Genomic DNA, 21,393 nt, shown 5'->3' on the forward strand with positions numbered 1-21,393 from the left:
GGAGTATCGCGCAGCTTGACGTACAGCAAGCGCGCTGCGGCTTTGGTGGCAGTTTCAGCACAACGCCCAGACGCCTTATCACAGCGTGCGCGTTGGCATCGAATCCCGGGCAGCGCATTACTTTGTCACCGGCCCATAAAAAAAGTCCCGCAGGCAGCGCCCGGCGGGACTCTCAATGACTGAGCGGCTTCAGCTCAAGCGTGCGGCATTACACCAGCAGCGCATTCACGCGGCGCACGTAAGCGGCTGGGTCGGCGGGCATGCCGCCTTCGGCCAGCAGCGCCTGGTCGAACAAGATGTTGGCCAGGTCGTCAAAGCTGGCCAACTCGGCGCTGGCTTCGAGTTTTTTCACCAGCGGATGCTGGGCATTGACTTCCAGAATCGGCTTGATCTCTGGCACGGTCTGGCCGGCCTGCTTGAGCATGCGGGCGAGCTGCGTGGACATGTCGCCGTCCTGCACCACCAGACAAGCCGGTGAATCGACCAGCCGCGAGGTCGCGCGCACGTCGGACGCCTTGTCTTTCAGCGCTTCCTTCAGCTTGTCCAGAATCGGCTTGAACTGGGTTTGCGCTTCTTCGGCGGCTTTTTTCTCGTCCTCGTCCTGAAGCTTGCCCAGATCGACTGCGCCTTTGGCGACTGACTGCAATGGCGTGCCGTCGAACTCGTTCAAGTAGTTCAGCGCCCACTCGTCCACGCGGTCAGCCATCAAGAGCACTTCAATGCCTTTCTTGCGGAAGATTTCCAGTTGCGGGCTGTTCTTGGCGGCGGCCAGCGTGTCGGCGGTGATGTAGTAAATCGCGTCCTGACCGTCCTTCATGCGCGCCTTGTAGTCGGCAAAGCTCACGCTGGCGGTGTCGGTGGTCGAGCTGGCAAAGCGCAGCAACTTGGCCAGGCGCTCGCGGTTGGCATGGTCTTCGCCCAGGCCTTCTTTCAGCACCGCGCCAAATTCGGCGTAGAAAGTCGTGAATTTTTCCGGCTCGTTGTTCGCCATGTCCTCGACCATCGACAGCACGCGGCGGGTATTGCCTTCACGGATGGCTTTGACGGCGCGGCTTTCCTGCAGCAGTTCGCGCGACACGTTCAGCGGCAAATCCGATGAATCGACCACGCCTTTCACAAAGCGCAGGTAGCTGGGCAGCAGCGCCTGGGCGTCGTCCATGATGAAGACGCGTTTGACGTAGAGCTTGACGCCCGCCGCCTTGTCGCGGTTGAACATGTCCATCGGTGCTTTGGCCGGGATGAACAGCAACTGGGTGTATTCGGTCGCGCCTTCGACACGGTTGTGCGTATAGGCCAGCGGTGCTTCGGGGTCGTAGCTGATCTGTTTGTAAAACTCGGCGTACTGCTCGGGCGTGATGTCTTTCTTGGCACGTGTCCAGAGGGCAGCGGCCTGGTTCACGGTGTCCCATTCGCCGGTTTTGGCCATCTCGCCCGGCTGGTCGTTTTCGCCCTCTTTCCACTCTTCCTTTTCCATCATGATGGGCAGCGAAATGTGGTCGGAGTACTTGTTGATGACGCTTTTCAGCTTCCAGGCGTTGAGGTATTCATCGGCGTCGTCTTTCATGTGCAGCGTGATGCTGGTGCCGCGCTCGGCGCGCTCAATCTCGCCGACTTCAAATTCGCCCGTGCCGTCGCTGACCCAGCGCACGCCTTGAGCGGCGGGCAAACCGGCGCGGCGGCTTTCGACCGTGATCTTGTCGGCAACGATGAAGCCCGAGTAAAAGCCGACGCCAAACTGGCCAATCAGCTGCGAGTCGGCCTTCTGGTCGCCCGACAGGTTCGACACGAAGTCGCGCGTGCCGCTCTTGGCAATCGTGCCGAGGTGGTCAATCGCTTCTTGCTGCGACATGCCGATGCCGTTGTCGGTGATGGTCAAGGTTTTGGCAGCGGCATCAAAGCTGACGCGCACTTTCAGTTCGCTGTCGTTTTCGTACAGGCCGGCGTCGTTCAGCGCTTCAAAGCGCAGCTTGTCGCAGGCGTCCGAGGCGTTGGAGATCAGCTCGCGCAGGAAAATTTCAGGGTTGGAGTACAGCGAATGCGTGACCAGCTTGAGCAGTTGGGCGACTTCGGCTTGAAAGGGACGGGTTTGTTTTTGCATGGGTTTGGGTCAGTCAAGATGAGTAAAAGACAGCGCAACAGATGCGCCCGCAACCGGCTATTTTCAACCCTGTGCCAGCCAGTGGATCTGCTGGCGAGTCAGCCAACTTGTTTTTTATGCGAAACATGCCGCTTGCGCAATGCCAGCGGGCGCATTCAGCTATTTTTTTAGTAGCATCTTTGGCGAACCTTCACACCAGCGGGCATGCCTCAAGCCAGCATTCGGTGCTGCCGTGGCCGACTGGTGATGCAAGCGCGCAGACGCCGTCGCTGCCCTGCTTGACAAGTTGCGCCCGTCTGCCTGCGTTACCCAGCTGCAGAAAACAGGCAGGCTCCAGCGTGGTGGTTGCCCGCCGTTTCACAGGCTTTTTCAGACGGGTATTTACCCGATGGGTGTTTACCCGAGACCGTATGGCATCCAAGCGCCGAGCTCTTGATTTTTTGGAAATGATGGCGGTTAATAAGGTGCCATGCTGTGTGGCTTCATGCATTGACAAAACTATTTAAGGAGGAGACTTCATGAAAGTTGCGAAACTGTTGCTTGCGCTGGCGGCGGGTGGACTGGGGCTGGGGGCTGCGGCCCAGGCGCCCAAGGACAACATGTCCAACCTCAAGCAAATGAAGGTGTCGGGCACCGACCTGACGATTCCGCCGGTGCCGCAGGAGGGCAAAAACGCCGATGCGATTCGCAACAACCTCAAGCGTGTCAAGCTGCCGCCGGGCTTCAAGATCGAGCTGTTTGCGGTAGTGCCTGACGCCCGTCACATGGCCGTGGCCCCATCGACCAACATGGTGTTTGTCGGCACCCGCAAGACCACCGTGTGGGCCGTGACCGACCGCAACAGCGACGGCGTGGCCGACGAGGTCAAGGCGTTTGCGCCATCGCTGAACTTCAAGGTGCCCAACGGCGTCTGCTGGACCAAAGATGGCGTTCTGGTCGTGGTCGAACACAACCGCGTGCTCAGCTTTCCGGCGGCCGAGTTTTTCTATGAAGGCCCGGATGTGGCCGTGGGCGAGATCGTGCCGCAGGGCCAGCTGATTCCGGTCGAGGAAGAGTCGTACAACCACGGGGCGCGCGTTTGCCGGGTGGCCGACGACGGCAAGCTCTACATCGCCGTGGGCCAGCCGCACAATGTGCCGCCCGCCGCCAAGGTGGACCTGTACAGCCAGTTGGGCATTGGCGGCATCATGCGCATGAAGATGGACGGCAGCCAGCGCGAGGTATTTGCCCGGGGCGTGCGCAATTCGGTCGGCATGGACTTCAACCCCAAGGACAAGACGCTGTGGTTCACCGACAACCAGACCGACGGCCTGGGCGATGAGATTCCGCCGGGCGAGCTGAACCACGTGACCGCCGCCGGCCAGCATTTTGGCTACCCTTACTGGAACGGTCATTACAAGGTGGCTGGCTCGCCTGCCGCGCTTGACCTGAAGGACATGAAGGAGCCCGCCAATGCGGTGTATCCGCAGGTCGAGTTTCCAGCGCATCAGGCGCAGCTCGGCATGACCTTCTACAGCGGCAAGCAGTTCCCGGCCAAGTACCAGGGCGGCATGTTCGTGGCGGCGCACGGTTCCTGGAACCGCAGCAAGGCCACCGGCGCGCTGATCAACTTCATTCCGCTCAACGCCAACGGCAGCGCCGGCAAGTCCGAGGTGTTTGCCGACGGTTGGCTCGACAGTGAAACCGGCATCTACCGGGGCCGGCCCGTGGATGTGGCACCCATGAAGGATGGCTCGCTGCTGATCTCGGACGACTATGCCGGCGCGATTTACCGCGTCAGCTACAGCAATTGAGCCGGCTGCGAACACAGCCAGCCGACACCGGCCATCCCCTGACAGACCGCGAAGGATTGAAACCATGCGATTGTTGACAACCCTGTGCTTCGTGGTGATGGCCGGCGCGTTCGCCCTGCCGGCGGCGGCTGACATCGCCGCCGGCAAGGCCAAGGCCAATGCCGTCTGCGCGGTCTGCCACGGCGCGCAAGGCATCGCCACCCTGCCCAATGCGCCCAATCTGGCAGGCCAGCCGCAAATTTACCTGGTCGAGCAACTCAAAAACTACCGCAGCGGCAAGCGCACGCACGAGGTGATGGCCGTGATTGCCAAACCACTGAGCGATCAGGAAATCGATGACCTGTCGGCTTGGTATGCCTCACTGCGCATGGAACTGAGCGCAGGCCAATAGCCGGCTCGAACTGCTCACTGGGCGGTGGCTGCCTGCCTTAAAACTGCTCATGCGGCATCAAATAGCGCCACTGGCCGATGGGCAGGTGGCCCAGGTTGACGTGGCCAATGCGCACGCGTTTGAGACCGGTCACGAACAGCCCGACCTGCTCGCACATGCGTCGGATCTGGCGCTTTTTGCCTTGGCGCAGCACAAAGCGCAGTTGCTCGGGGTTTTGCCAATCGACCTGCGCGGTCAGCAATTCCTGGCCGTCCAGGCTCAGGCCGTGGCGCAGCAAAGCGAGTTTTTCAGGCGGAAACACCGACTGCACATTGAGCGTTTCGGGGCCGTAGCTGACGCGCACCAGGTATTCTTTTTCAATCCCTGAGTCTTCGCCAATGATCTGGCGCGCCACGCGGCCGTCTTGTGTCAGCACCAACAGACCAATCGAGTCGATGTCGAGCCGGCCCGCCGGGGCCAGGCCGCGCAGTTGCTCAAAGCCCCAGCGCATGCGGCTGTTGCATTCGCGCCAGCGGTTTTGCGGCTGCACCAGCGCCACGGCGGGCTCGTGGCCGTCTTCGGCCTGGCCGCTGACGTAGCCGACGGGCTTGTTGATCAGGATGGTGACCTGCTGGCGCTGCTGCTGCTCGGCTTCGCGGGCCACGTCGATGCGCGCGTTGGCAGCCACGGGCTGGCCCATCACGGCGGGCGCGCCATTGACGCGCACCCAGCCCTGGGCAATCCAGGCATCGGCCTCGCGGCGCGAGCACAGGCCGAGGTCGGCCATGCGTTTGTTCAGGCGGATGGTCGGCGCGGGCGCGCCGTCAGCGGCGGGCGTGGCGCGAATACGCACCGCACCGGAGGCAGGAGGTTTGGGGGGAGTGTGTTCAGACATGGGCGGGGCTATTTTAGGACGCGGCGGCATTCAGCGGCGTGGAATAGCGGGCGCGGAGCGGCTTTGACGCTGCAGGGCGGAACACTATTTGCTCTTTAATTCATAGCTGCCAGCGCACGTCCAGTATGCACAAGCAGCCTTTTTGGCTTGAAAAATCAAAAAATGCGACGTTTTAAGGCGCGACCAGCCGGTAGCCGACGGCGGTTTCGGTCAGCAGGTGCTGCGGCTGGGCCGGGTCGCGCTCCAGCTTTTGCCGCAGGTGGCCCATGTAGATGCGCAAATAGTGGCTTTGCCCGGCGTGCGACGGCCCCCACACTTCGCGCAGCAACTGGCGGTGCGTCAGCACGCGGCCCACGTGGGTAATCAGCACCGTGAGCAGCCGGTACTCAATCGGGGTGAGGTGAACTTCGACCCCATTGCGGCGTACCAGCCGCGCCTGCCGGTCAACCACCACGTCGCCAAAGCTGAACAACGGGTCTTCTGCGTTGCCGTCCGGATGGGCCGAGCGCGGCCGGCGCAGGTTGGCGCGCACGCGGGCCAGCAACTCGCCCACGCCAAACGGCTTGGTCAGGTAGTCGTCGGCCCCGGCGTCCAGCGCGGCGATTTTGTCGGCCTCGTGGGCTCTGGCCGACAGCACCACGATGGGCACCGCCGACCAGCTGCGCACGTCGCGAATCACCTGCAGGCCGTCGGCGTCGGGCAGCCCCAGGTCAAGCACCAGCAAATCGGGCTTGCGGGTGCCGGCTTCGCTCAGGCCGCGACGGGCGGTGTCGGCTTCAAACACCTGCCAGCCTTCGGCTTCGAGTGCGGCGCGCACAAAGCGGCGAATTTGCGGCTCGTCTTCAATCACGACAGCGACAGGGTTGGATTGGGACATGGTTTCCAGACTCAAGGGAAGCAACAGGGTTCAGGCCGTCTCTGGCAACTCCTGCGGCGGCGTACGGCGCGGCAGGCTCAGGGTGAATTCTGCCCCACCGCCGGGCGCATTGCCCGCGCTGATCTGGCCCCGGTGCGCATCAACCACTGCCTTGCAAATCGCCAGCCCCAGGCCGACACCCGGCGTGGACGACTCGGCGGCGCCGCGTGTGAACTTGTCAAACAGCGTGTGTTCACGGCCCGCCAGCGCCAGCGGCAGGCCCGGCCCGTGGTCGCGCACGCTCAGCATCAGGCGCTGCGCGGTGACGTGGGCGCTGACCTCAATCGGTGCGTCAGCCGGGCCGCCGTATTTGGCCGCATTTTCCAGCAGGTTGACCAGCACGCGCTCCATCAGCACGGCGTCAAACTCCACCAGCGGCAGATCGGCGGGCAAGGCGGTTTTTACCGGTTTTCCGGCCAGCGCGTGCTGCGCCTGGCGAATCGCCGAGCCGACAATTTCCTCGACCGACTGCCACTCGCTTTTGAGGTTGACCGCGCCGCTTTGCAGCCGCGCCATGTCCAGCAGGTTGTTGACCAGCGCACTGAGCTGGCGCGCTTCGCTGCAAATGGCGCGCACGGATTGGGCTTGTGCGTCGCTCAGCGGCGGGCTGCTGCGCTCAAGCGTGTCGGCCAGCCCGATCAGCGCCGTCAGCGGGGTGCGCACATCGTGCGAAATGGCCGCCAGCAGCATGTTGCGCAGCTTTTCAGACTCGATCTGCACCACGGCCTGCTGCGCGACTTCGACGTAATGCACACGCTCCAGCGCAATGGCGATTTGCCGGGCCAGCGTGTCGAGCTGCTGCTGTTGCTCAGGAATCAGCAGCCAGTGCGGCTGGGCCGGCTTGAGGGCCAGCACGCCGCGCACCCGCATCGGCGCTTTGAGCGGCACGTAATGCCACGGCTGGGCCGACAGCGTGGCAGTCGCCAACCCGGCCGCCTGTTCGTTGCGAAACGCCCAGTCAGCGACGTTGGCATCGAAGTCCGGCAAGGCGGTGTGGGCGGGCACGACCAGCTGGTCACTGCCGTCGGTCATCAGCACGCACGCCTGGCCGCCAAAGTTGCGCTGCACCGCCGCCTCGCCCAGTTCGGCCACTTGCGAGCTTTGCAGCGCAGCAGACAGGTCGCGCGTCAGCTCGAACAGCGACTGCGCGCGGCGTTCGCGGCTGGACGAAATGCGCGCCTGAAACCGCAGGCCGGCGGTGAGTTGTCCGGTCAGCAAACCGACCACCAGCATGACGACAAAAGTCACCAGGTACTGCACGTCACTGACGGAAAACGACAGCTTCGGCGCGACAAAAAAATAGTCAAACGCCGCCACATTCAAAAAAGCCGCCAGTCCTGCCGGGCCGCGCCCAAACTTGAGCGCCACCAGCACCGTGCCCAGCAAAAACAGCATCACGATGTTGGCCAGATCAAAAAAGCGGATCGTCGGCAACAGCAGCAAAGTAATGCCGACGCTGCCCGCCACCGTCCAGGCGTAGGCGGCCACCCTGCCCGCCCAGGCCCTGGCGTTTGCCGCATCGGGCGTGCGTTGAACGGCCCGCGCCAGCCGCCGCGTGCTGTCGGCCTGGCCAATTTCCACAATGTCCAGCGTGGGGGCCAGCCTGGCGAGCTGGCGCGTCATGGTGCGGCCCGTCCCTAGCGCCAGCCAGCCGGCCTGCTGCGGGCGTCCGACCACCAGCGTGGCGCAATTGAATTGCTGCGCCTGCGCGACCAGTTCGGCGGCGGCGTCGCTGCCGGCCAGCACGGCGGTGGTGGCGCCCATTTCTTCGGCCAGCTTGATGACCGCCAGCGTCTGGTCGCGCCTAGCCGCATTCAGCCGCTGCAGGCGCGGCGTTTCAACATACACCGCATGCCAGCGCACATTGAGCTGGCCGGCCAGACGCGCTGCCATGCGCACGGTTTGCTCGGCCCCTTCGTGCGGCCCGATGCAGGCCAGAATCGCGCCTTCGGTGTTCCAGACCGGCACGATGGACTTTTCGATGCGGTAACTGCGCACGTCGTCTTCCACGTGCTCGGCGGTGCGCCGCAAGGCAATCTCGCGCAGGGCGATCAGGTTGCCCTTGCGAAAAAAGTTCTGCGACGCCCGCTCGGCCTGCTGCGGCAAATACACCTTGCCGGCTTTCAGGCGGCTGAGCAGTTCGTCGGGCGTCACATCGACCAGGATGATTTCCTCGGCCGCGTCAATCACCGTGTCGGGCACGGTTTCCTGCACGCGAATGCCGGTGATGGCACCGATGGTGCCGTTGAGGCTTTCCAGGTGCTGCACATTGACCGCTGACCAGACATCAATGCCCGCGTCCAGCAGCTCCTGCACGTCTTGCCAGCGCTTGGCGTGGCGCGAACCTTCGACGTTGCTGTGCGCCAGTTCATCGACCAGCAGCACGTCCGGCTTGCGCACCAGCGCCGCGTCCAGGTCAAACTCCTTGAGGCTGCGGCCCCGGTAGGGAATATCGCGCAGTGGCAGCTGTTCAAGCCCGGCCAGCAGCTCGGCTGTTTCGCTGCGCCCATGCGTTTCCACCACGCCCAACACCACTTCTCGCCCGGCCTTGTGCGCGCTCTGGGCGGCGCTGAGCATGGCGTAGGTTTTGCCGACACCGGCGCTGGCACCAAAGTAAATGCGCAGCTTGCCGCGACGCGCACGGTTTTCGTCGTCGCGCAGTTGCTCCAGCAACTGGTCGGGGTCGGGGCGATTGTCTAGGCTGGAAACCATGAAGATGAGGCTTGCGGGTTAAAGGGTATGGGCCAAAGCGTAGCCCAAGCGCCCTGACCGGACGCCGGCGTGAGGTTGCACTGCTTGCATCGATTGCATTGCCTGCATCGCGCGGTCAGTCGTTGTGGGGGTCATGCGCTGCCGGCGTGCTGCACGCCACAATCAGCCAGGCGACACCCAGCGGCAGACAAACTGCCAGCAGCGCGCAAAGGGCGCGTAACAGGTCAGAGTCCATCGACCAGCCCATGCCGGCGCAAATGACAGCGCCATGAAATCAACGGCCCCAGCTGCCCGCAGGGCACGCACGCCATGACGCGCTGCATCACCTCGTCGACGCGGTGCGGAGCCAGCCTGATTTCCAGCCGCACACGGTTTTCATCCAGCCCCGGCACACAGCGCAAGATGCCTGCGTCAGGACACTGAATCAGCGCGCGGCGCACCGACAGGGCATCGCGGCTGGGGACAATGACATCCATCACCAGCCATTGCGGCCGGTCAGGGGCTGACGACTTGACAAGATGGAGCCCTGGCGATTCAAGATAAGCGGCATAAGCCATGATGACCTCTTTTAACGAAGCGCCTCCAGCGCCAGATTGAGCCTGAGCACATGAACGCGCGGCTCGCCCAGAAAGCCCATCAGCGGCTTTTCGGTTTGCTGGTCTACCAGCGCTTGCACCGACGCAAGCGCCAGGCGGCGCGCACTGGCGACACGCGCCACCTGATAGCGCGCGGCTGCGGGGCTGATGTGCGGGTCAAGTCCGCTCGAAGACGCGGTGACCAGATCAACCGGAACCGGTGACGTGTTGCCCGGATCGGCAGCGCGCAAGGCAGCGATGCGGGCCTTGACGGCATCCGTCAGCGCCGGGTTCAGCGGCCCCTGGTTGGCACCGCTGGAAGCTGCGGCGTTGTAAGGCATGGGGCCGGTGGCCGAAGGACGGCCCCAGAAATGCTTGGGGTCGGCAAAGTTCTGCCCGATCAGCTCAGAGCCCACCGGCTTGCCGTCCCGCAGGATCAGGCTGCCTGCGGCCTGCGCCGGAAACAGCGCATTGGCCGCGCCCGTCACTACCAGCGGATACGCCACGCCGGTCAGCAGCGTCAGCAGGGCAAACAGCACCAAGGCCGGGCGAAGAATGTTTTTCATGGTTTTATTTCCTTAAACGAGGTGCATGGCGACCAGCAGCAGGTCAATCGCCTTGATGCCGATGAAGGGCACGATCAGGCCGCCCAGGCCGTAAATCAACAGGTTGCGGCGCAGCAAAGCCGCTGCACCCACGGCACGGTATTTCACGCCCTTGAGCGCCAGCGGAATCAAAAACATGATGATCAGCGCGTTGAAGATCACCGCCGACAAAATCGCCGACGACGGGCTACCCAGCTGCATCACGTTGAGCGCGCCCAGCTGCGGGTAAGTCGTCACGAAAATCGCCGGAATGATGGCGAAGTACTTGGCCACGTCGTTGGCAATCGAAAACGTCGTCAGCGAGCCGCGCGTCATCAAGAGCGCCTTGCCGGTTTCGACAATTTCCAGCAGCTTGGTCGGGTTCGAGTCCAGGTCAACCATGTTGCCGGCTTCCTTGGCCGCCTGCGTGCCGCTGTTCATGGCCACCGCCACGTCGGCCTGCGCCAGCGCCGGGGCGTCGTTGGTACCGTCGCCGGTCATCGCCACCAGCCGGCCTTCGGCCTGGTATTGGCGAATCAGCGCGAGCTTTTGTTCCGGCGTGGCTTCGGCCAGGAAGTCATCGACACCGGCCTCTGCCGCAATGGCCGCCGCCGTGAGTTTGTTGTCGCCGGTGATCATCACCGTCTTGATGCCCATGCGGCGCAGCTCGCCGAAACGTTCCTTGATACCGGCCTTGACAATGTCTTTCAGCTCGACGATGCCCAGCACACGGTTGCCGTCGGCCACGGCCAGCGGCGTGCTGCCACGGCGCGCCACCTCGTCGGCGGCGCGCATGACATCAGCCGGCACGCTGCCGCCATGCGCTTCAACGTATTTGCGCACCGCATCCACCGCGCCCTTGCGCAACTGGCGGGTCGTGCCGTCGGCTTTTTGCACATCGACGCCGCTCATGCGGGTCTGGGCGGTGAAAGGCACTTCATGCACGTCGCCCACCAGCGGCTCGGCGTTGCCTGCGCGCTGCGCCAGCGTCACGATGCTGCGGCCTTCGGGGGTTTCATCGGCCATCGAAGCCTGCATGGCACACAGGGCCAGCGTGGCTTCCTGCACGCCCGGTGCCGGCACAAAGCTGGACGCCTGGCGGTTGCCGTGGGTGATGGTGCCGGTCTTGTCGAGCAGCAGCACATCCACATCGCCGGCGGCTTCCACCGCGCGGCCCGAGGTGGCAATCACGTTGGCCTGCATCATGCGGCTCATGCCAGCCACGCCTACGGCCGACAGCAGTCCGCCGATGGTGGTCGGAATCAGGCAGACCAGCAAGGCCACCAGTGCGGTCAGGCTGACCACCGTGCCGGTGCCTGCGGCGGCAACGCTGAAGATCGAGAACGGCAGCAAGGTCACCGTCACCACCAAAAACACAATGGTCAGCGCCACCAGCAAAATGGTCAGCGCAATTTCATTGGGCGTCTTCTGGCGTTTGGCGCCTTCAACCATGCTGATCATGCGGTCCAGGAACGATTCGCCCGGGTTGACGGTGATACGCACCACCAGCCAGTCCGACAGCACGCGCGTGCCGCCGGTGACGGATGAAAAGTCGCCGCCGGATTCACGCACCACAGGCGCAGATTCGCCGGTAATGGCGCTTTCATCGACCGACGCGACGCCTTCAATCACTTCGCCGTCGAGCGGAACCATGTCGTTGGCTTCGACCAGCACCACGTCGCCCTTGCGCAGGTTTTCGGCCTGCTCGGGCAAGAAGGTAGCGCCATGTTTGGGTTCCTTGAGCTTTTTCGCCCAGGTGCTTTTTTTGAGCCCGCGCAGGGACGCCGCCTGCGCCTTGCTGCGGCCTTCAGCCAGGCTTTCGGCAAAGTTGGCGAACAGCACGGTGAACCAGAGCCACACCGACACGGCAAAAATGAAACTGGCTGGCGTGTCGCTGTTGCCCTGCAAGGCTTGAAGGCCCAGCAAGGTCGTCAGGATGCTGCCGATATAGACAACAAACATCACCGGGTTGCGCCACTGCACACGCGGGCTGAGCTTTACAAACGACGACACGATGGCTGGCTTGAGCAGCGCCGGGTCGAGCAGGACAAACGGTTTTTTGACAGTTGTATTCATGGTCTTTTCTCTTTACTTTCCGGCCCAGAGCATCAGGTGCTCGACCAGCGGGCCCAGCGCCAGCGCAGGCACGTAATTGAGCAGGCCGACCATCAGCACGGTGCCCACCAGCAGCAGCACAAACAGCGGCCCGTGCGTCGGCATGGTGCCGGCCGTAACAGGCAGGCGCTGCTTGCGCGCCAGCGCCCCGGCCACGGCCAGCACCGGCACGATCACGCCAAAGCGGCCCAGCCACATCGCTATGCCGAGTGCGGTGTTGTAGAACGGCGTGTTGGCAGACAGTCCGGCAAATGCGCTGCCGTTGTTGTTGGCAGCCGAGGTAAAGGCGTAAAGAATTTCAGAAAAACCGTGCGCGCCGGGGTTGGCCACGCCGAGCTTTCCGGCACCCGTCATCACCGCGATAGCCGTGCCGGCCAGCACCACAATCGGCGTCACCAAAATAGCGATGGAGGTCAGCTTCATCTCATGCGCCTCGATCTTTTTGCCCAGGTATTCAGGCGTGCGGCCAATCATCAGCCCCGCAATGAACACCGCCAAAATGGCAAAAATCAGCATGCCGTACAGGCCGGTGCCCACGCCGCCAAACACCACTTCGCCGAGCTGCATCATCACCATCGGCACCATGCCGCCCAGCGGCGTGTAGGAGTCGTGCATCGAGTTGACGGCACCGCACGAAGCGCCGGTCGTCACCACCGCAAACAAAGTAGAGCCGTTGATGCCAAAGCGCGTTTCCTTGCCTTCCATGTTGCCGCCGGACTGCATCACGCTGGCGGTCTGGTCGACACCCAGCGCTGGCAGCAAGGGGTTGCCGGCTTGTTCGGCTGGCGTAATGGCGATAACGGCTACGACAAACATCACGGTCATGGCAGCCAGCACGGCCCAGCCTTGGCGCTGGTCACCCACCACGCGGCCAAAGGCAAAGCACAGCGCCGCCGGAATCAGGAAAATCGACAGCATCTGCAACAAGTTGGACAGCGCGGTCGGGTTTTCGTAAGGATGGGACGAGTTGGCGTTGAAGAAACCACCGCCGTTGGTGCCCAGCAGCTTGATGGCTTCTTGCGACGCGACCGGGCCCATGGCCAGCGTTTGCGTGCCGGTTTTGGCGTCTTCCATGACGGCGTCGCCTTTGGCGTCCTTCAAGGGCTGCCCGTCCGGGCCATTTTTGGCGACCTGGTAGCTGGTCGTTTCCAGCGTGTTGACATCCTTGTAGGCGTCAAAATTCTGGATCACGCCCTGACCGACAAACAGCAGCGCCACCACCAGCGACAGCGGCACCAGCAGCCACGCCGTAATACGCGTCACATCCACCCAGAAGTTGCCAATCACGCGGGTTGAACGGGCGATAAAGCCGCGAAACAATGCAAACACCACGGCAATGCCGGTTGCGGCCGACAAAAAGTTTTGCACCGCCAGCCCCAGCATCTGCGTGAGGTAGCTCATGCTGGACTCGCCGCCGTAGCCCTGCCAGTTGGTGTTGGTGACAAAACTGATGGCGGTGTTGAACGCCGAGTCCGGCGAAATAGTACCCATGCCGGCCGGGTTCAGCGGCAGCGCAACCTGCAAACGCTGCAGCGCGTAAACCGCCGCCACGCCGATCAGGTTGAAAGCCAGCACCGCCAGTGCGTACTGGCCCCACGGCATCGATTTGTCGGCGGAGGTGCCGGCGAGTTTGTACAGCGGCGCTTCGACTTTGTTCATCCAGGCCGGCAACTGGCCCGAGGCCAGGCGTGACAGCCAGATGCCCAGCGGCCACGAAAGCACCAGCAGCAACCCCAGGAAAAGAGCCAGCAGGCCCGCGCTTGAAGAAGTCATCAAAACTCCTCCGCGCAGATCAGCGCATAGACCAGATAGGCCAGCAGCAAGATGGCGCAAAAGCCGCCAAAACCATAAATCACGGCAAGGCTGATCATGGCCGGCCTCCTACGGGAACTTCGAGCTTTTCAAACCCCCGCACCAACAACACCATCACGCCCCACAGCGCGCCGGCTGCGGCCAAAAATACCATGTCCATACACCACTCCTGATTCAAATGAATGGAGCAAAGTATCCAGAAAGGCGTGTAAAAACAGGGATGAGATTGCGCGAAAGGCTGTAAAAAAAGCGTAAACGCCGCCCTGCGCCAATGATCTTCAAGACGAAGTAATAGCTACTTTTTTAATAGCTGAATGCGCCCGTCCAACGTGCGCTAGCGCATGTTTTTATCATTAAATATACTGGAACGAAGCGCTGCAATGTCGAGCACGCGCAGGCCGCCATATTCGACGCGAATCGTGCCTTGTGCCTCCAGCGTTCGCAGCGCTTCGTTGACGCGCTGGCGCGACAGGCCCACCAGGTAGGCCAGTTCCTGCTGGGTGATGCGCAACACCTCCCCCACGCCCGGGTAGAGCACCGGATTGAACAGCGCGGCCAGGCTGCGCGCCACCCGCAGGTCGGGGTTGTTCATGCGGTCTATCTCGCGCGCGGCAATGAACTGGCCCAGGCGCTCGTTGAGCTGGTTCATCACAAAACGGTTAAAGCCGATGGAGTGGTCGAGCAGCCAGTGAAAACTGTCGATGGGCAAGCCAGCCACCACGCTTTTGCGCAGCGCCTGGATGTTGTAGCGGTAAGGCTCGCGCTTGAGCGCCGTGCCTTCGCCGAACCAGCCGCCGGGCGGCATGCCGGCAAACGTCATGGTGATGCCCTGGGCATTGTCGGAACTCATCTTGAGCAGCCCTTCGACCACGCCAAACCAGTAGGTCACGGGTTTGCCCACACGGCAGACATAGTCGCCCGCCGCCGCGTCGCCCACCTGCAGGCTTGCCACGGCGCGCGCCCGCTCATCGGGAAGCAGCAAGGGCAGCCAGGGAATGCCCCGCGACTCGTCCGGCGTGGGAGTTCTTCGGCGCTGGTGAAGGGTCAGATCAGTTGACATGGCTCTTGATAAAAACACCTCGGCGTCATGCAGGCGTCAAGTTAAACCCTTAAATTGTCGGGCCATTGACAATTTATTGTCAACTGCAAACCTACCATCGTCGCGGCTTCAGTTAACCCTCCCCGCAATCCCACCCGGAACAAGAGCGCATGACCCACTTCCCATCGTCCCTGAACACCGATTCCCGCACCACTGCCTGGGGCGCATTGTCCCGGCGCGGGGTGTTGGGTGCCCTCGCATCCCTGCCCCTGGCCATTCACGTCCCCGTGCGGGCGCAAGACACTGGCGCGCTGAAAATCTTCCAGTCAACCGCGCTGACCGGACCGCTGGCCGACCTGGGCATAGCCGTCAACCAGGGTGCGAAAGTGTACTTTTCGGCGCTCAATGCCAAGGGTGGCGTCAATGGCCGCGCCATTGAACTGAACGCTCTGGACGATGGCTACGACACACAGCGCGCCTTGAGCAATGCCAAGGGTTTTATCGCCGACCGCAACTGCTTTGCGATTTTCAACTGCCTGGGCACTCCCATGGTCGAAGCCATGCTGGCGCCGGTGATGGCGTCGGGCATTCCATTTTTTGCGCCATTTACCGGGGCTTCGTCGGCCCGGCCCAAAAATGCCCGCAATGTGTTCAATATCCGCGCCAGTTATGCCGATGAAACAGAACACCTGGTGCGGCATCTGGCGACCATCGGCATCAAGCGCATTGCCATCGTCCACCAGAACAACGGCTTCGGCAAGGAAGTTGCCAGCGTGGCCCGGCAATTCATGGCCAGCAGCAAATTGACCGAAACCGCCGTCGCCACGGTCGAAAACAACTCGTCAGATGCTGCCGCAGCGGCCACGAAAATTGCGGCCTCCCAGCCTGAAGCCGTGCTGATGGGCCTGGCAGGCCAGCCGACGGTCGAATTTGTCAAGGCCATCCGCAAGGAGCGCAAGGGACTGCCGCTGTATGCCCTGTCGGTCATGGGCGCCGCAGCCACGCTGAAAGCCATGGGCGCTGACGCCACCGGCATCACCGTGTCGCAGGTCATGCCGCTGCCCACCAACAACGTATTGCCGCTGGTGCGTGAATTTCAGCTGGCCTGGAAAGCCGCCGGTCTGACGCAGGAGCCTTCGCACCTGGCACTGGAAGGCTACGTCAATGCCAAGGTGTTTGCCGAAGCGCTGCGCCGGGCTGGCCGCAACCCGACGCAAGCGAGCTTCATCGACAGCGTCTGGGCGATGAAGAATTACGACCTGGGCGGCTACGAGGTCAGTTTTACCGATTCATCCAGAAGTGCCTCGCGCTTCGTGGAACTGAACATGGTTGCGCGTGATGGCCGCTTTATTCGATAAAAGTGGCTAACTCCGGGCTGTCCCCAGTAGGACTTACCCCTAAATTGTCTTTGTAACGACATCTGGGCGTCAAAGGCAGCTCTACTATGGGACACACAACAGCCGCCTTGCCATAAAAAGCGCCCACACGGAGACAAAGACCGGATGCAGACCACGTTCCCCCAATTGCTGCTCAAACATGCTGCCGAGCGCCCTGCCGCGCCGGCCATGCGCGAAAAAGAATATGGCATCTGGCAGGCCCACAGCTGGTCCGCCCTGGCAGCGCTGGTGGAGCAGCTGGCTGCCGGACTGCACCAGGCCGGCCTCAGGCGCGGCGAGCACATGGTGGTGATTGGCGCCAACCGCCCGCGCCTGTATGCCACCATGCTGGCGGTGCAGTCGCTGGGGGCGATTCCGGTGCCGCTGTACCAGGACGCAGTGGGCGCTGAATGCGTCTTTCCGCTGAACAACGCCGAAGTGCGCTTTGCCATGGTCGAAGACCAGGAGCAAGTCGACAAGCTGATCGAAATCCGTGACCGCTGCCCGCAAATCTCGAACATTTATTACGACGACCCGCGCGGCTTGCGCAAGTACAGCGAACCCGGCCTGGAACCGCTTGATGCGCTGATCGAAGCCGGTGAAGCGTTTGCGCGCCAGAACCCGCAGTGGTTTCGCAGCGAAGTCGCCAAACTCCAGACCAGCGACGTGGCCGCCATGTTTTTCACCTCGGGCACCACCGGCAACCCCAAGGGCGTGGTCCACACCCACAGCACGCTGCTCGACCGCGCCACCGCCGGTGCCGAGTTCGACAAGCTGACCAGCGCCGAGGAAGTGCTGGCCTATCTGCCGCCGGCCTGGATTGGCCAGAACATCTTCAGCTACGCCCAGTGGCTGGCCTGCGGCTACGTGGTGAACTGCCCCGAGTCGGCCAGCACCGTGACCATCGACCTGAAGGAAATCGGCCCGACCTATTACTTTGCACCACCGCGTGTGTTTGAAGGCCTGCTGACCAGCGTGATGATCCGCATGGAAGACGCCGGCAGCCTCAAGCGCAAGATGTTTGAAGCCTGCATGAACGTCGCGCGGCGCGTCGGCCCGGCACTGATGAACGACGAATCGGTCGGCGCACTGGATCGGCTGAAATACGCCATCGGCAATGTGCTGGTCTATGGCCCGCTGCGCAACAACCTGGGCTTCAACCGGGTGCGCGTGGCCTACACCGCCGGCGAAGCCATTGGCCCTGACCTGTTCAGCTTTTACCGCTCCATCGGCATCAACCTCAAGCAGCTTTACGGATCAACCGAAACCGCCGTGTTCGTCTGCCTGCAGCCCGACAACCAGGCGCGCGCCGACACCGTGGGCGTGCCGATTCGCGGCGTCGACATCAAGGTGGCCGACAACGGCGAAATCATGGTCAAGTCGGCCGGCCTGCTCAAGGAATACTACAAAAACCCGGCAGCCACCGCTGAGGTGCTGACCGCCGACGGCTGGTACCACACCAGCGACGCCGGCTTTCTGGATGCAAACGGCCACCTGAAAATCATCGACCGCGTCAAGGATGTAGGCCGCATCAAGGGCGGCCCGAACGACGGCGCCATGTTCGCGCCCAAGTACGTCGAGAACAAGCTCAAGTTCTTCCCGTTCATCAAGGAAGTCGTGGCGTTGGGCGATGGCCGCGACCGTGTCTGCGTGATGATCAACATCGACTTCGATGCAGTCGGCAACTGGGCCGAGCGGCGCAACCTGCCCTACGCCGGCTACACCGACCTGGCACAAAAGCCCGAGGTCTACCAGCTGATGCAGGAATGCATTGAAAAGGTCAATGCCGACCTGGCCAGCGACGCGCTGCTGGCCGGCAGCCAGGTCAGCCGTTTCCTGATTCTGCACAAAGAACTCGATGCCGATGACGGCGAACTGACGCGCACCAACAAGGTCAAGCGCGGCTTCATTGCCGACAAATACGGCGTACTGGTCGAGGCGATGTACGCCGGCAAAACCGAGCAGTACATCGAAACCGTCGTCAAGTTCGAGGACGGCCGCACCGGCAGCGTCAGCGCCACGCTCAAGCTCTCGGACGCCAAAACCTTTTCCCCGGTCAAAGCTGCGGCCTGAACACAAAAACCATGACAAAAAAGAAGACCGGCGACGTCATCCTCGACGTCAACAACATCAGCCTGCGGTTTGGCGGCGTCAAAGCACTGACCGACATTTCCTTCAATGTGAAGGAGCATGAGATCCGCTCCATCATCGGCCCCAACGGCGCCGGCAAAAGCTCGATGCTCAACTGCATCAACGGCGTCTACACGCCGCAGGAAGGCTCTATCACCTTTCGGGGCAAGAAGTTTTCACACATGTCCTCGCGCCAGGTGGCCGAAATGGGAGTGGCCCGCACTTTCCAGAACCTGGCGCTGTTCAAGGGAATGAGCGTCATCGACAACATCATGACCGGGCGTAACCTGAAGATCAAAAGCAACATCTTCATGCAGGCGCTGCGCATCGGCCCGGCCGAACGCGAGGAAATCCGCCACCGTGAATATGTCGAAGGCATTATTGATTTCCTGGAAATTCAGGCCTTTCGCAAAACGCCGGTTGGCCAGCTTCCCTACGGCCTGCAAAAGCGCGTCGACCTCGGCCGGGCGCTGGCGATGGAGCCGCAAGTGCTGCTGCTGGACGAGCCGATGGCCGGCATGAACGTCGAGGAAAAGCAGGACATGTGCCGCTTCATCCTGGACGTGAACGAGGAATTCGGCACCACCATCGTGCTGATCGAGCACGACATGGGCGTGGTGATGGACATTTCCGACCGCGTCGTAGTGCTCGACTACGGCAAGAAAATCGGTGACGGCGAGCCTGAAGAAGTCCGCAACAACCCGGACGTGATCAGCGCCTATCTCGGCACCAGCCACTAAGCAGCGGAAGAAAACAAGATGGCATTCTTTTTAGAAACACTGATTGGCGGCCTGATGGCCGGCATGCTGTATTCGCTGGTCGCCCTCGGCTTCGTGCTGATCTACAAGGCGTCGGGCGTGTTCAACTTTGCGCAGGGCGCGATGGTGCTGTTCGCGGCGCTGGCGATGGCGCGCTTTTCGGAGTGGGTTCCGGTCTGGACCGGCATCAACAACCTGTTCGTCGCCAACCTGATCGCGTTTGGAATTGCCGGTGTGCTGATGTTCGTCGTCGCCTGGCTGATCGAGCGTCTGGTGCTGCGCCACTTGGTCAACCAGGAAGGCGCGACGCTGCTGATGGCCACGCTGGGCATTGCGTATTTCCTCGAAGGCCTGGGCCAGACGCTGTTTGGCAGCGACATCTACAAGATCGATATCGGCATGCCCAAAGACCCGATCTTCATGCTGGACTCGGTGTTTCCGGGCGGCATCCTGGTCAACAAGGAAGACGTGATTGCCGCCGCCATCGCGGCCGCGCTGGTCATTTTGCTGAGTATCTTTTTCCAGAAAACCACCACTGGCCGCGCCCTGCGCGCCGTGGCCGATGACCATCAGGCGGCGCAGTCGATCGGCATTCCGCTGAACCGCATCTGGGTCATCGTCTGGTGCGTGGCGGGCCTGGTTGCGCTGGTGTCCGGAATGATCTGGGGCTCCAAGCTGGGTGTGCAGTTTTCCTTGACCACCATCGCCCTGCGCGCCTTGCCGGTCGTGATTCTGGGTGGCCTGACTTCAGTGCCCGGCGCCATCATCGGCGGCCTGATCATCGGCGTGGGCGAGAAGCTGTCCGAGGTTTATCTGGGCCCGTATGTGGGCGGCGGCATTGAAATCTGGTTTGCCTATGTGCTGGCGCTGGTGTTTTTGCTGTTCCGTCCGCAAGGGCTGTTCGGCGAAAAGATCATTGACCGCGTCTAAGCATGAAAGCCCCCACGCTTTTCACTTCGTGTAATGCGCTGCCCCCCGAGGGGGTCGCTGCGCCTGCAGCCCGGCAAAGCCGGTTCTGCGGCCCCGGCTGGTTTAAGAAGGCAGCGGTCAGCTCCGCCCTCCCTGGGCCTGCTTTCTATATTTCACATCGTTAACCGAAGACTCCTATGCTCTACCGCGAAAACGGCCAGTTCAAGACGACTTACCGGGCAGACCAGCAAATCTTCCCGATCACGCAAGACCGCATTGCCATCGGACTGCTGATTGCCTTTGCCTTCATTGGCGTGCCGCTGCTGGCCAGCGACTACCTCTATGCTTCGATTTTCATTCCGCTGGTCATCATGTCGCTGGCGGCCATCGGGGTGAACATCCTGGTCGGTTACTGCGGCCAGATTTCGCTCGGCTCGGGCGCGTTCATGGCGGTCGGGGCTTACGGCGCCTACAACTTTTTTGTCCGCCTTCCAGGTCTGCCGCTGATTCCGGCGCTGATTTTGGGCGGCTTGTGCGCCATGTCGTTCGGCATTCTGTTCGGCCTGCCCAGCCTGCGCGTCAAGGGCCTGTATCTGGCCGTGGCCACGCTGGCCGCACAGTTTTTCAGCGACTGGATGTTTTTGCGCATCAAGTGGCTGACCAATGACTCGGCATCGGGCTCGGTATCGGTCAGCCAGTTGCAGGTGTTTGGCCTGCCGCTGGACAACCCGACCGCCAAATACCTGTTTTGCCTGAGCATTCTGGTCGTCGTCGCCTTGCTGGCCAAAAACCTGGTGCGCGGCGCCATTGGCCGCGAATGGATGGCAATTCGCGACATGGACGTGGCTGCTTCCGTCATCGGCATTCGCCCGATGTACGCCAAGCTCAGCGCCTTTGCGGTCAGCTCCTTCATCATCGGCATGGCCGGCGCGCTCTGGGCCTTCGTGCACCTGGGTTCGTGGGAGCCGGCCGCGTTCTCGGTTGAAATCTCGTTTCGCCTGCTGTTCATGGTGATCATCGGCGGCCTGGGCTCCATCATGGGCGGCTTTTTTGGCGCGGCTTTTATCGTTGTGCTGCCGATTGCGCTGAACCGCTTTTTACCGGCTTTCATGGGGCTCTTTGGCATCGATATTTCAACCGCTGGCGTATCGCATGCCGAGCTGATGATTTTCGGCGGCCTGATTGTCTGGTTCCTGATCGTCGAGCCGCACGGCCTGGCTAGGCTGTGGTCGATGGGCAAACAGAAGATGCGCCTCTGGCCATTTCCCCACTAAAGCATTCCTGCAAGACCTTCGTTTTCTCACCGTGCTT

General features: G+C 62.1%; 17 protein-coding genes. 7 read left to right on the plus strand and 10 right to left on the minus strand.

The window, feature by feature from the left end; genetic code table 11:
- Nucleotides 1-208 precede the first annotated feature (208 nt).
- Nucleotides 209-2,098, minus strand: coding sequence for a molecular chaperone HtpG (gene htpG / locus RCH06_RS01720; RefSeq protein ID WP_327079715.1), 1,890 nt, complete (start codon nt 2,096-2,098; stop codon nt 209-211).
- A 518-nt stretch (nt 2,099-2,616) separates the two neighbouring features.
- Here htpG and RCH06_RS01725 point away from each other — a divergent pair.
- Nucleotides 2,617-3,891 (plus strand): PQQ-dependent sugar dehydrogenase, encoded by a 1,275-nt coding sequence (locus RCH06_RS01725; protein ID WP_327079716.1) that lies wholly within the window; start codon nt 2,617-2,619, stop codon nt 3,889-3,891.
- 64 nt (nt 3,892-3,955) lie between these two features.
- Nucleotides 3,956-4,282, plus strand: coding sequence for a c-type cytochrome (locus RCH06_RS01730; RefSeq protein WP_327079717.1), 327 nt, complete (start codon nt 3,956-3,958; stop codon nt 4,280-4,282).
- Nucleotides 4,283-4,319: 37 nt separating this feature from the next.
- On the opposite strand, the gene RCH06_RS01735 is transcribed toward RCH06_RS01730, so the two are convergent.
- From RCH06_RS01735 to RCH06_RS01775, 9 genes are all read right to left on the minus strand, one after another.
- A complete protein-coding gene (locus RCH06_RS01735; protein WP_327079718.1) occupies nt 4,320-5,156 on the minus strand; it encodes a pseudouridine synthase in 837 nt (278 codons plus the stop codon).
- A gap of 172 nt (nt 5,157-5,328) precedes the next feature.
- Entirely contained in the window at nt 5,329-6,033 is a 705-nt protein-coding gene (gene kdpE, locus RCH06_RS01740) for a two-component system response regulator KdpE (RefSeq protein ID WP_327079719.1), read from the minus strand.
- A gap of 30 nt (nt 6,034-6,063) precedes the next feature.
- Entirely contained in the window at nt 6,064-8,784 is a 2,721-nt protein-coding gene (locus RCH06_RS01745; protein ID WP_327079720.1) for a DUF4118 domain-containing protein, read from the minus strand.
- A 224-nt stretch (nt 8,785-9,008) separates the two neighbouring features.
- On the minus strand, nt 9,009-9,341 hold the full coding sequence (locus RCH06_RS01750; RefSeq protein WP_327079721.1) for a hypothetical protein: 333 nt from the start codon (nt 9,339-9,341) through the stop codon (nt 9,009-9,011).
- Nucleotides 9,342-9,352: 11 nt separating this feature from the next.
- Nucleotides 9,353-9,925: a potassium-transporting ATPase subunit KdpC gene (gene kdpC, locus RCH06_RS01755; protein WP_327079722.1), complete on the minus strand. Its 573-nt coding sequence runs from the start codon at nt 9,923-9,925 to the stop codon at nt 9,353-9,355.
- A 12-nt stretch (nt 9,926-9,937) separates the two neighbouring features.
- On the minus strand, nt 9,938-12,019 hold the full coding sequence (gene kdpB / locus RCH06_RS01760) for a potassium-transporting ATPase subunit KdpB (RefSeq protein WP_327079723.1): 2,082 nt from the start codon (nt 12,017-12,019) through the stop codon (nt 9,938-9,940).
- A gap of 12 nt (nt 12,020-12,031) precedes the next feature.
- The gene (kdpA, locus tag RCH06_RS01765) at nt 12,032-13,831 is read right to left on the minus strand and encodes a potassium-transporting ATPase subunit KdpA (RefSeq protein ID WP_327079724.1); all 1,800 of its coding nucleotides are present in this window, start codon (nt 13,829-13,831) and stop codon (nt 12,032-12,034) included.
- Complete coding sequence (locus RCH06_RS01770; protein ID WP_327079725.1) at nt 13,831-13,929, minus strand: potassium-transporting ATPase subunit F; 99 nt, start codon at nt 13,927-13,929, stop codon at nt 13,831-13,833. The genes kdpA and RCH06_RS01770 overlap by 1 nt, the downstream gene beginning before the upstream one ends.
- A 275-nt stretch (nt 13,930-14,204) precedes the next feature.
- Entirely contained in the window at nt 14,205-14,930 is a 726-nt protein-coding gene (locus tag RCH06_RS01775) for a Crp/Fnr family transcriptional regulator (RefSeq protein WP_327079726.1), read from the minus strand.
- A gap of 149 nt (nt 14,931-15,079) precedes the next feature.
- Between RCH06_RS01775 and RCH06_RS01780 the strand changes: the two genes are divergently transcribed.
- The 5 genes from RCH06_RS01780 to RCH06_RS01800 all read left to right on the plus strand — a co-directional run bounded on the left by RCH06_RS01780 (nt 15,080) and on the right by RCH06_RS01800 (nt 21,356).
- Nucleotides 15,080-16,267 carry an ABC transporter substrate-binding protein gene (locus RCH06_RS01780; RefSeq protein ID WP_327079727.1) on the plus strand — a complete coding sequence of 396 codons (1,188 nt, stop codon included), beginning with the start codon at nt 15,080-15,082 and terminating at the stop codon, nt 16,265-16,267.
- Between the two features lie 144 nt (nt 16,268-16,411).
- Nucleotides 16,412-18,358, plus strand: coding sequence for an AMP-dependent synthetase/ligase (locus RCH06_RS01785; protein WP_327079728.1), 1,947 nt, complete (start codon nt 16,412-16,414; stop codon nt 18,356-18,358).
- A gap of 11 nt (nt 18,359-18,369) precedes the next feature.
- Nucleotides 18,370-19,155, plus strand: coding sequence for an ABC transporter ATP-binding protein (locus RCH06_RS01790; RefSeq protein WP_327079729.1), 786 nt, complete (start codon nt 18,370-18,372; stop codon nt 19,153-19,155).
- Between the two features lie 18 nt (nt 19,156-19,173).
- On the plus strand, nt 19,174-20,103 hold the full coding sequence (locus RCH06_RS01795; RefSeq protein WP_327079730.1) for a branched-chain amino acid ABC transporter permease: 930 nt from the start codon (nt 19,174-19,176) through the stop codon (nt 20,101-20,103).
- A gap of 176 nt (nt 20,104-20,279) precedes the next feature.
- Nucleotides 20,280-21,356 (plus strand): branched-chain amino acid ABC transporter permease, encoded by a 1,077-nt coding sequence (locus tag RCH06_RS01800; RefSeq protein ID WP_327079731.1) that lies wholly within the window; start codon nt 20,280-20,282, stop codon nt 21,354-21,356.
- The last annotated feature ends 37 nt before the right edge of the window (nt 21,357-21,393 follow it).

Source organism: Polaromonas sp. CG_9.5 (assembly GCF_035984465.1).
In the GTDB taxonomy this organism is placed as follows: Bacteria; Pseudomonadota; Gammaproteobacteria; order Burkholderiales; family Burkholderiaceae_C; genus Polaromonas.

What these genes read in the sequence shown, in the direction of transcription:
- RCH06_RS01790 (WP_327079729.1), top strand. Translation starts at nt 18,370, where the DNA reads ATGACAAAAAAGAAGACCGGCGACGTCATCCTCGACGTCAACAACATC.
- kdpE (WP_327079719.1), bottom strand. Translation starts at nt 6,033, where the DNA reads ATGTCCCAATCCAACCCTGTCGCTGTCGTGATTGAAGACGAGCCGCAA.
- RCH06_RS01745 (WP_327079720.1), bottom strand. Translation starts at nt 8,784, where the DNA reads ATGGTTTCCAGCCTAGACAATCGCCCCGACCCCGACCAGTTGCTGGAG.
- RCH06_RS01750 (WP_327079721.1), bottom strand. Translation starts at nt 9,341, where the DNA reads ATGGCTTATGCCGCTTATCTTGAATCGCCAGGGCTCCATCTTGTCAAG.
- htpG (WP_327079715.1), bottom strand. Translation starts at nt 2,098, where the DNA reads ATGCAAAAACAAACCCGTCCCTTTCAAGCCGAAGTCGCCCAACTGCTC.
- RCH06_RS01780 (WP_327079727.1), top strand. Translation starts at nt 15,080, where the DNA reads ATGACCCACTTCCCATCGTCCCTGAACACCGATTCCCGCACCACTGCC.
- RCH06_RS01800 (WP_327079731.1), top strand. Translation starts at nt 20,280, where the DNA reads ATGCTCTACCGCGAAAACGGCCAGTTCAAGACGACTTACCGGGCAGAC.
- kdpA (WP_327079724.1), bottom strand. Translation starts at nt 13,831, where the DNA reads ATGACTTCTTCAAGCGCGGGCCTGCTGGCTCTTTTCCTGGGGTTGCTG.
- RCH06_RS01725 (WP_327079716.1), top strand. Translation starts at nt 2,617, where the DNA reads ATGAAAGTTGCGAAACTGTTGCTTGCGCTGGCGGCGGGTGGACTGGGG.
- RCH06_RS01770 (WP_327079725.1), bottom strand. Translation starts at nt 13,929, where the DNA reads ATGATCAGCCTTGCCGTGATTTATGGTTTTGGCGGCTTTTGCGCCATC.
- RCH06_RS01730 (WP_327079717.1), top strand. Translation starts at nt 3,956, where the DNA reads ATGCGATTGTTGACAACCCTGTGCTTCGTGGTGATGGCCGGCGCGTTC.
- kdpB (WP_327079723.1), bottom strand. Translation starts at nt 12,019, where the DNA reads ATGAATACAACTGTCAAAAAACCGTTTGTCCTGCTCGACCCGGCGCTG.
- RCH06_RS01775 (WP_327079726.1), bottom strand. Translation starts at nt 14,930, where the DNA reads ATGTCAACTGATCTGACCCTTCACCAGCGCCGAAGAACTCCCACGCCG.
- RCH06_RS01795 (WP_327079730.1), top strand. Translation starts at nt 19,174, where the DNA reads ATGGCATTCTTTTTAGAAACACTGATTGGCGGCCTGATGGCCGGCATG.
- RCH06_RS01785 (WP_327079728.1), top strand. Translation starts at nt 16,412, where the DNA reads ATGCAGACCACGTTCCCCCAATTGCTGCTCAAACATGCTGCCGAGCGC.
- RCH06_RS01735 (WP_327079718.1), bottom strand. Translation starts at nt 5,156, where the DNA reads ATGTCTGAACACACTCCCCCCAAACCTCCTGCCTCCGGTGCGGTGCGT.
- kdpC (WP_327079722.1), bottom strand. Translation starts at nt 9,925, where the DNA reads ATGAAAAACATTCTTCGCCCGGCCTTGGTGCTGTTTGCCCTGCTGACG.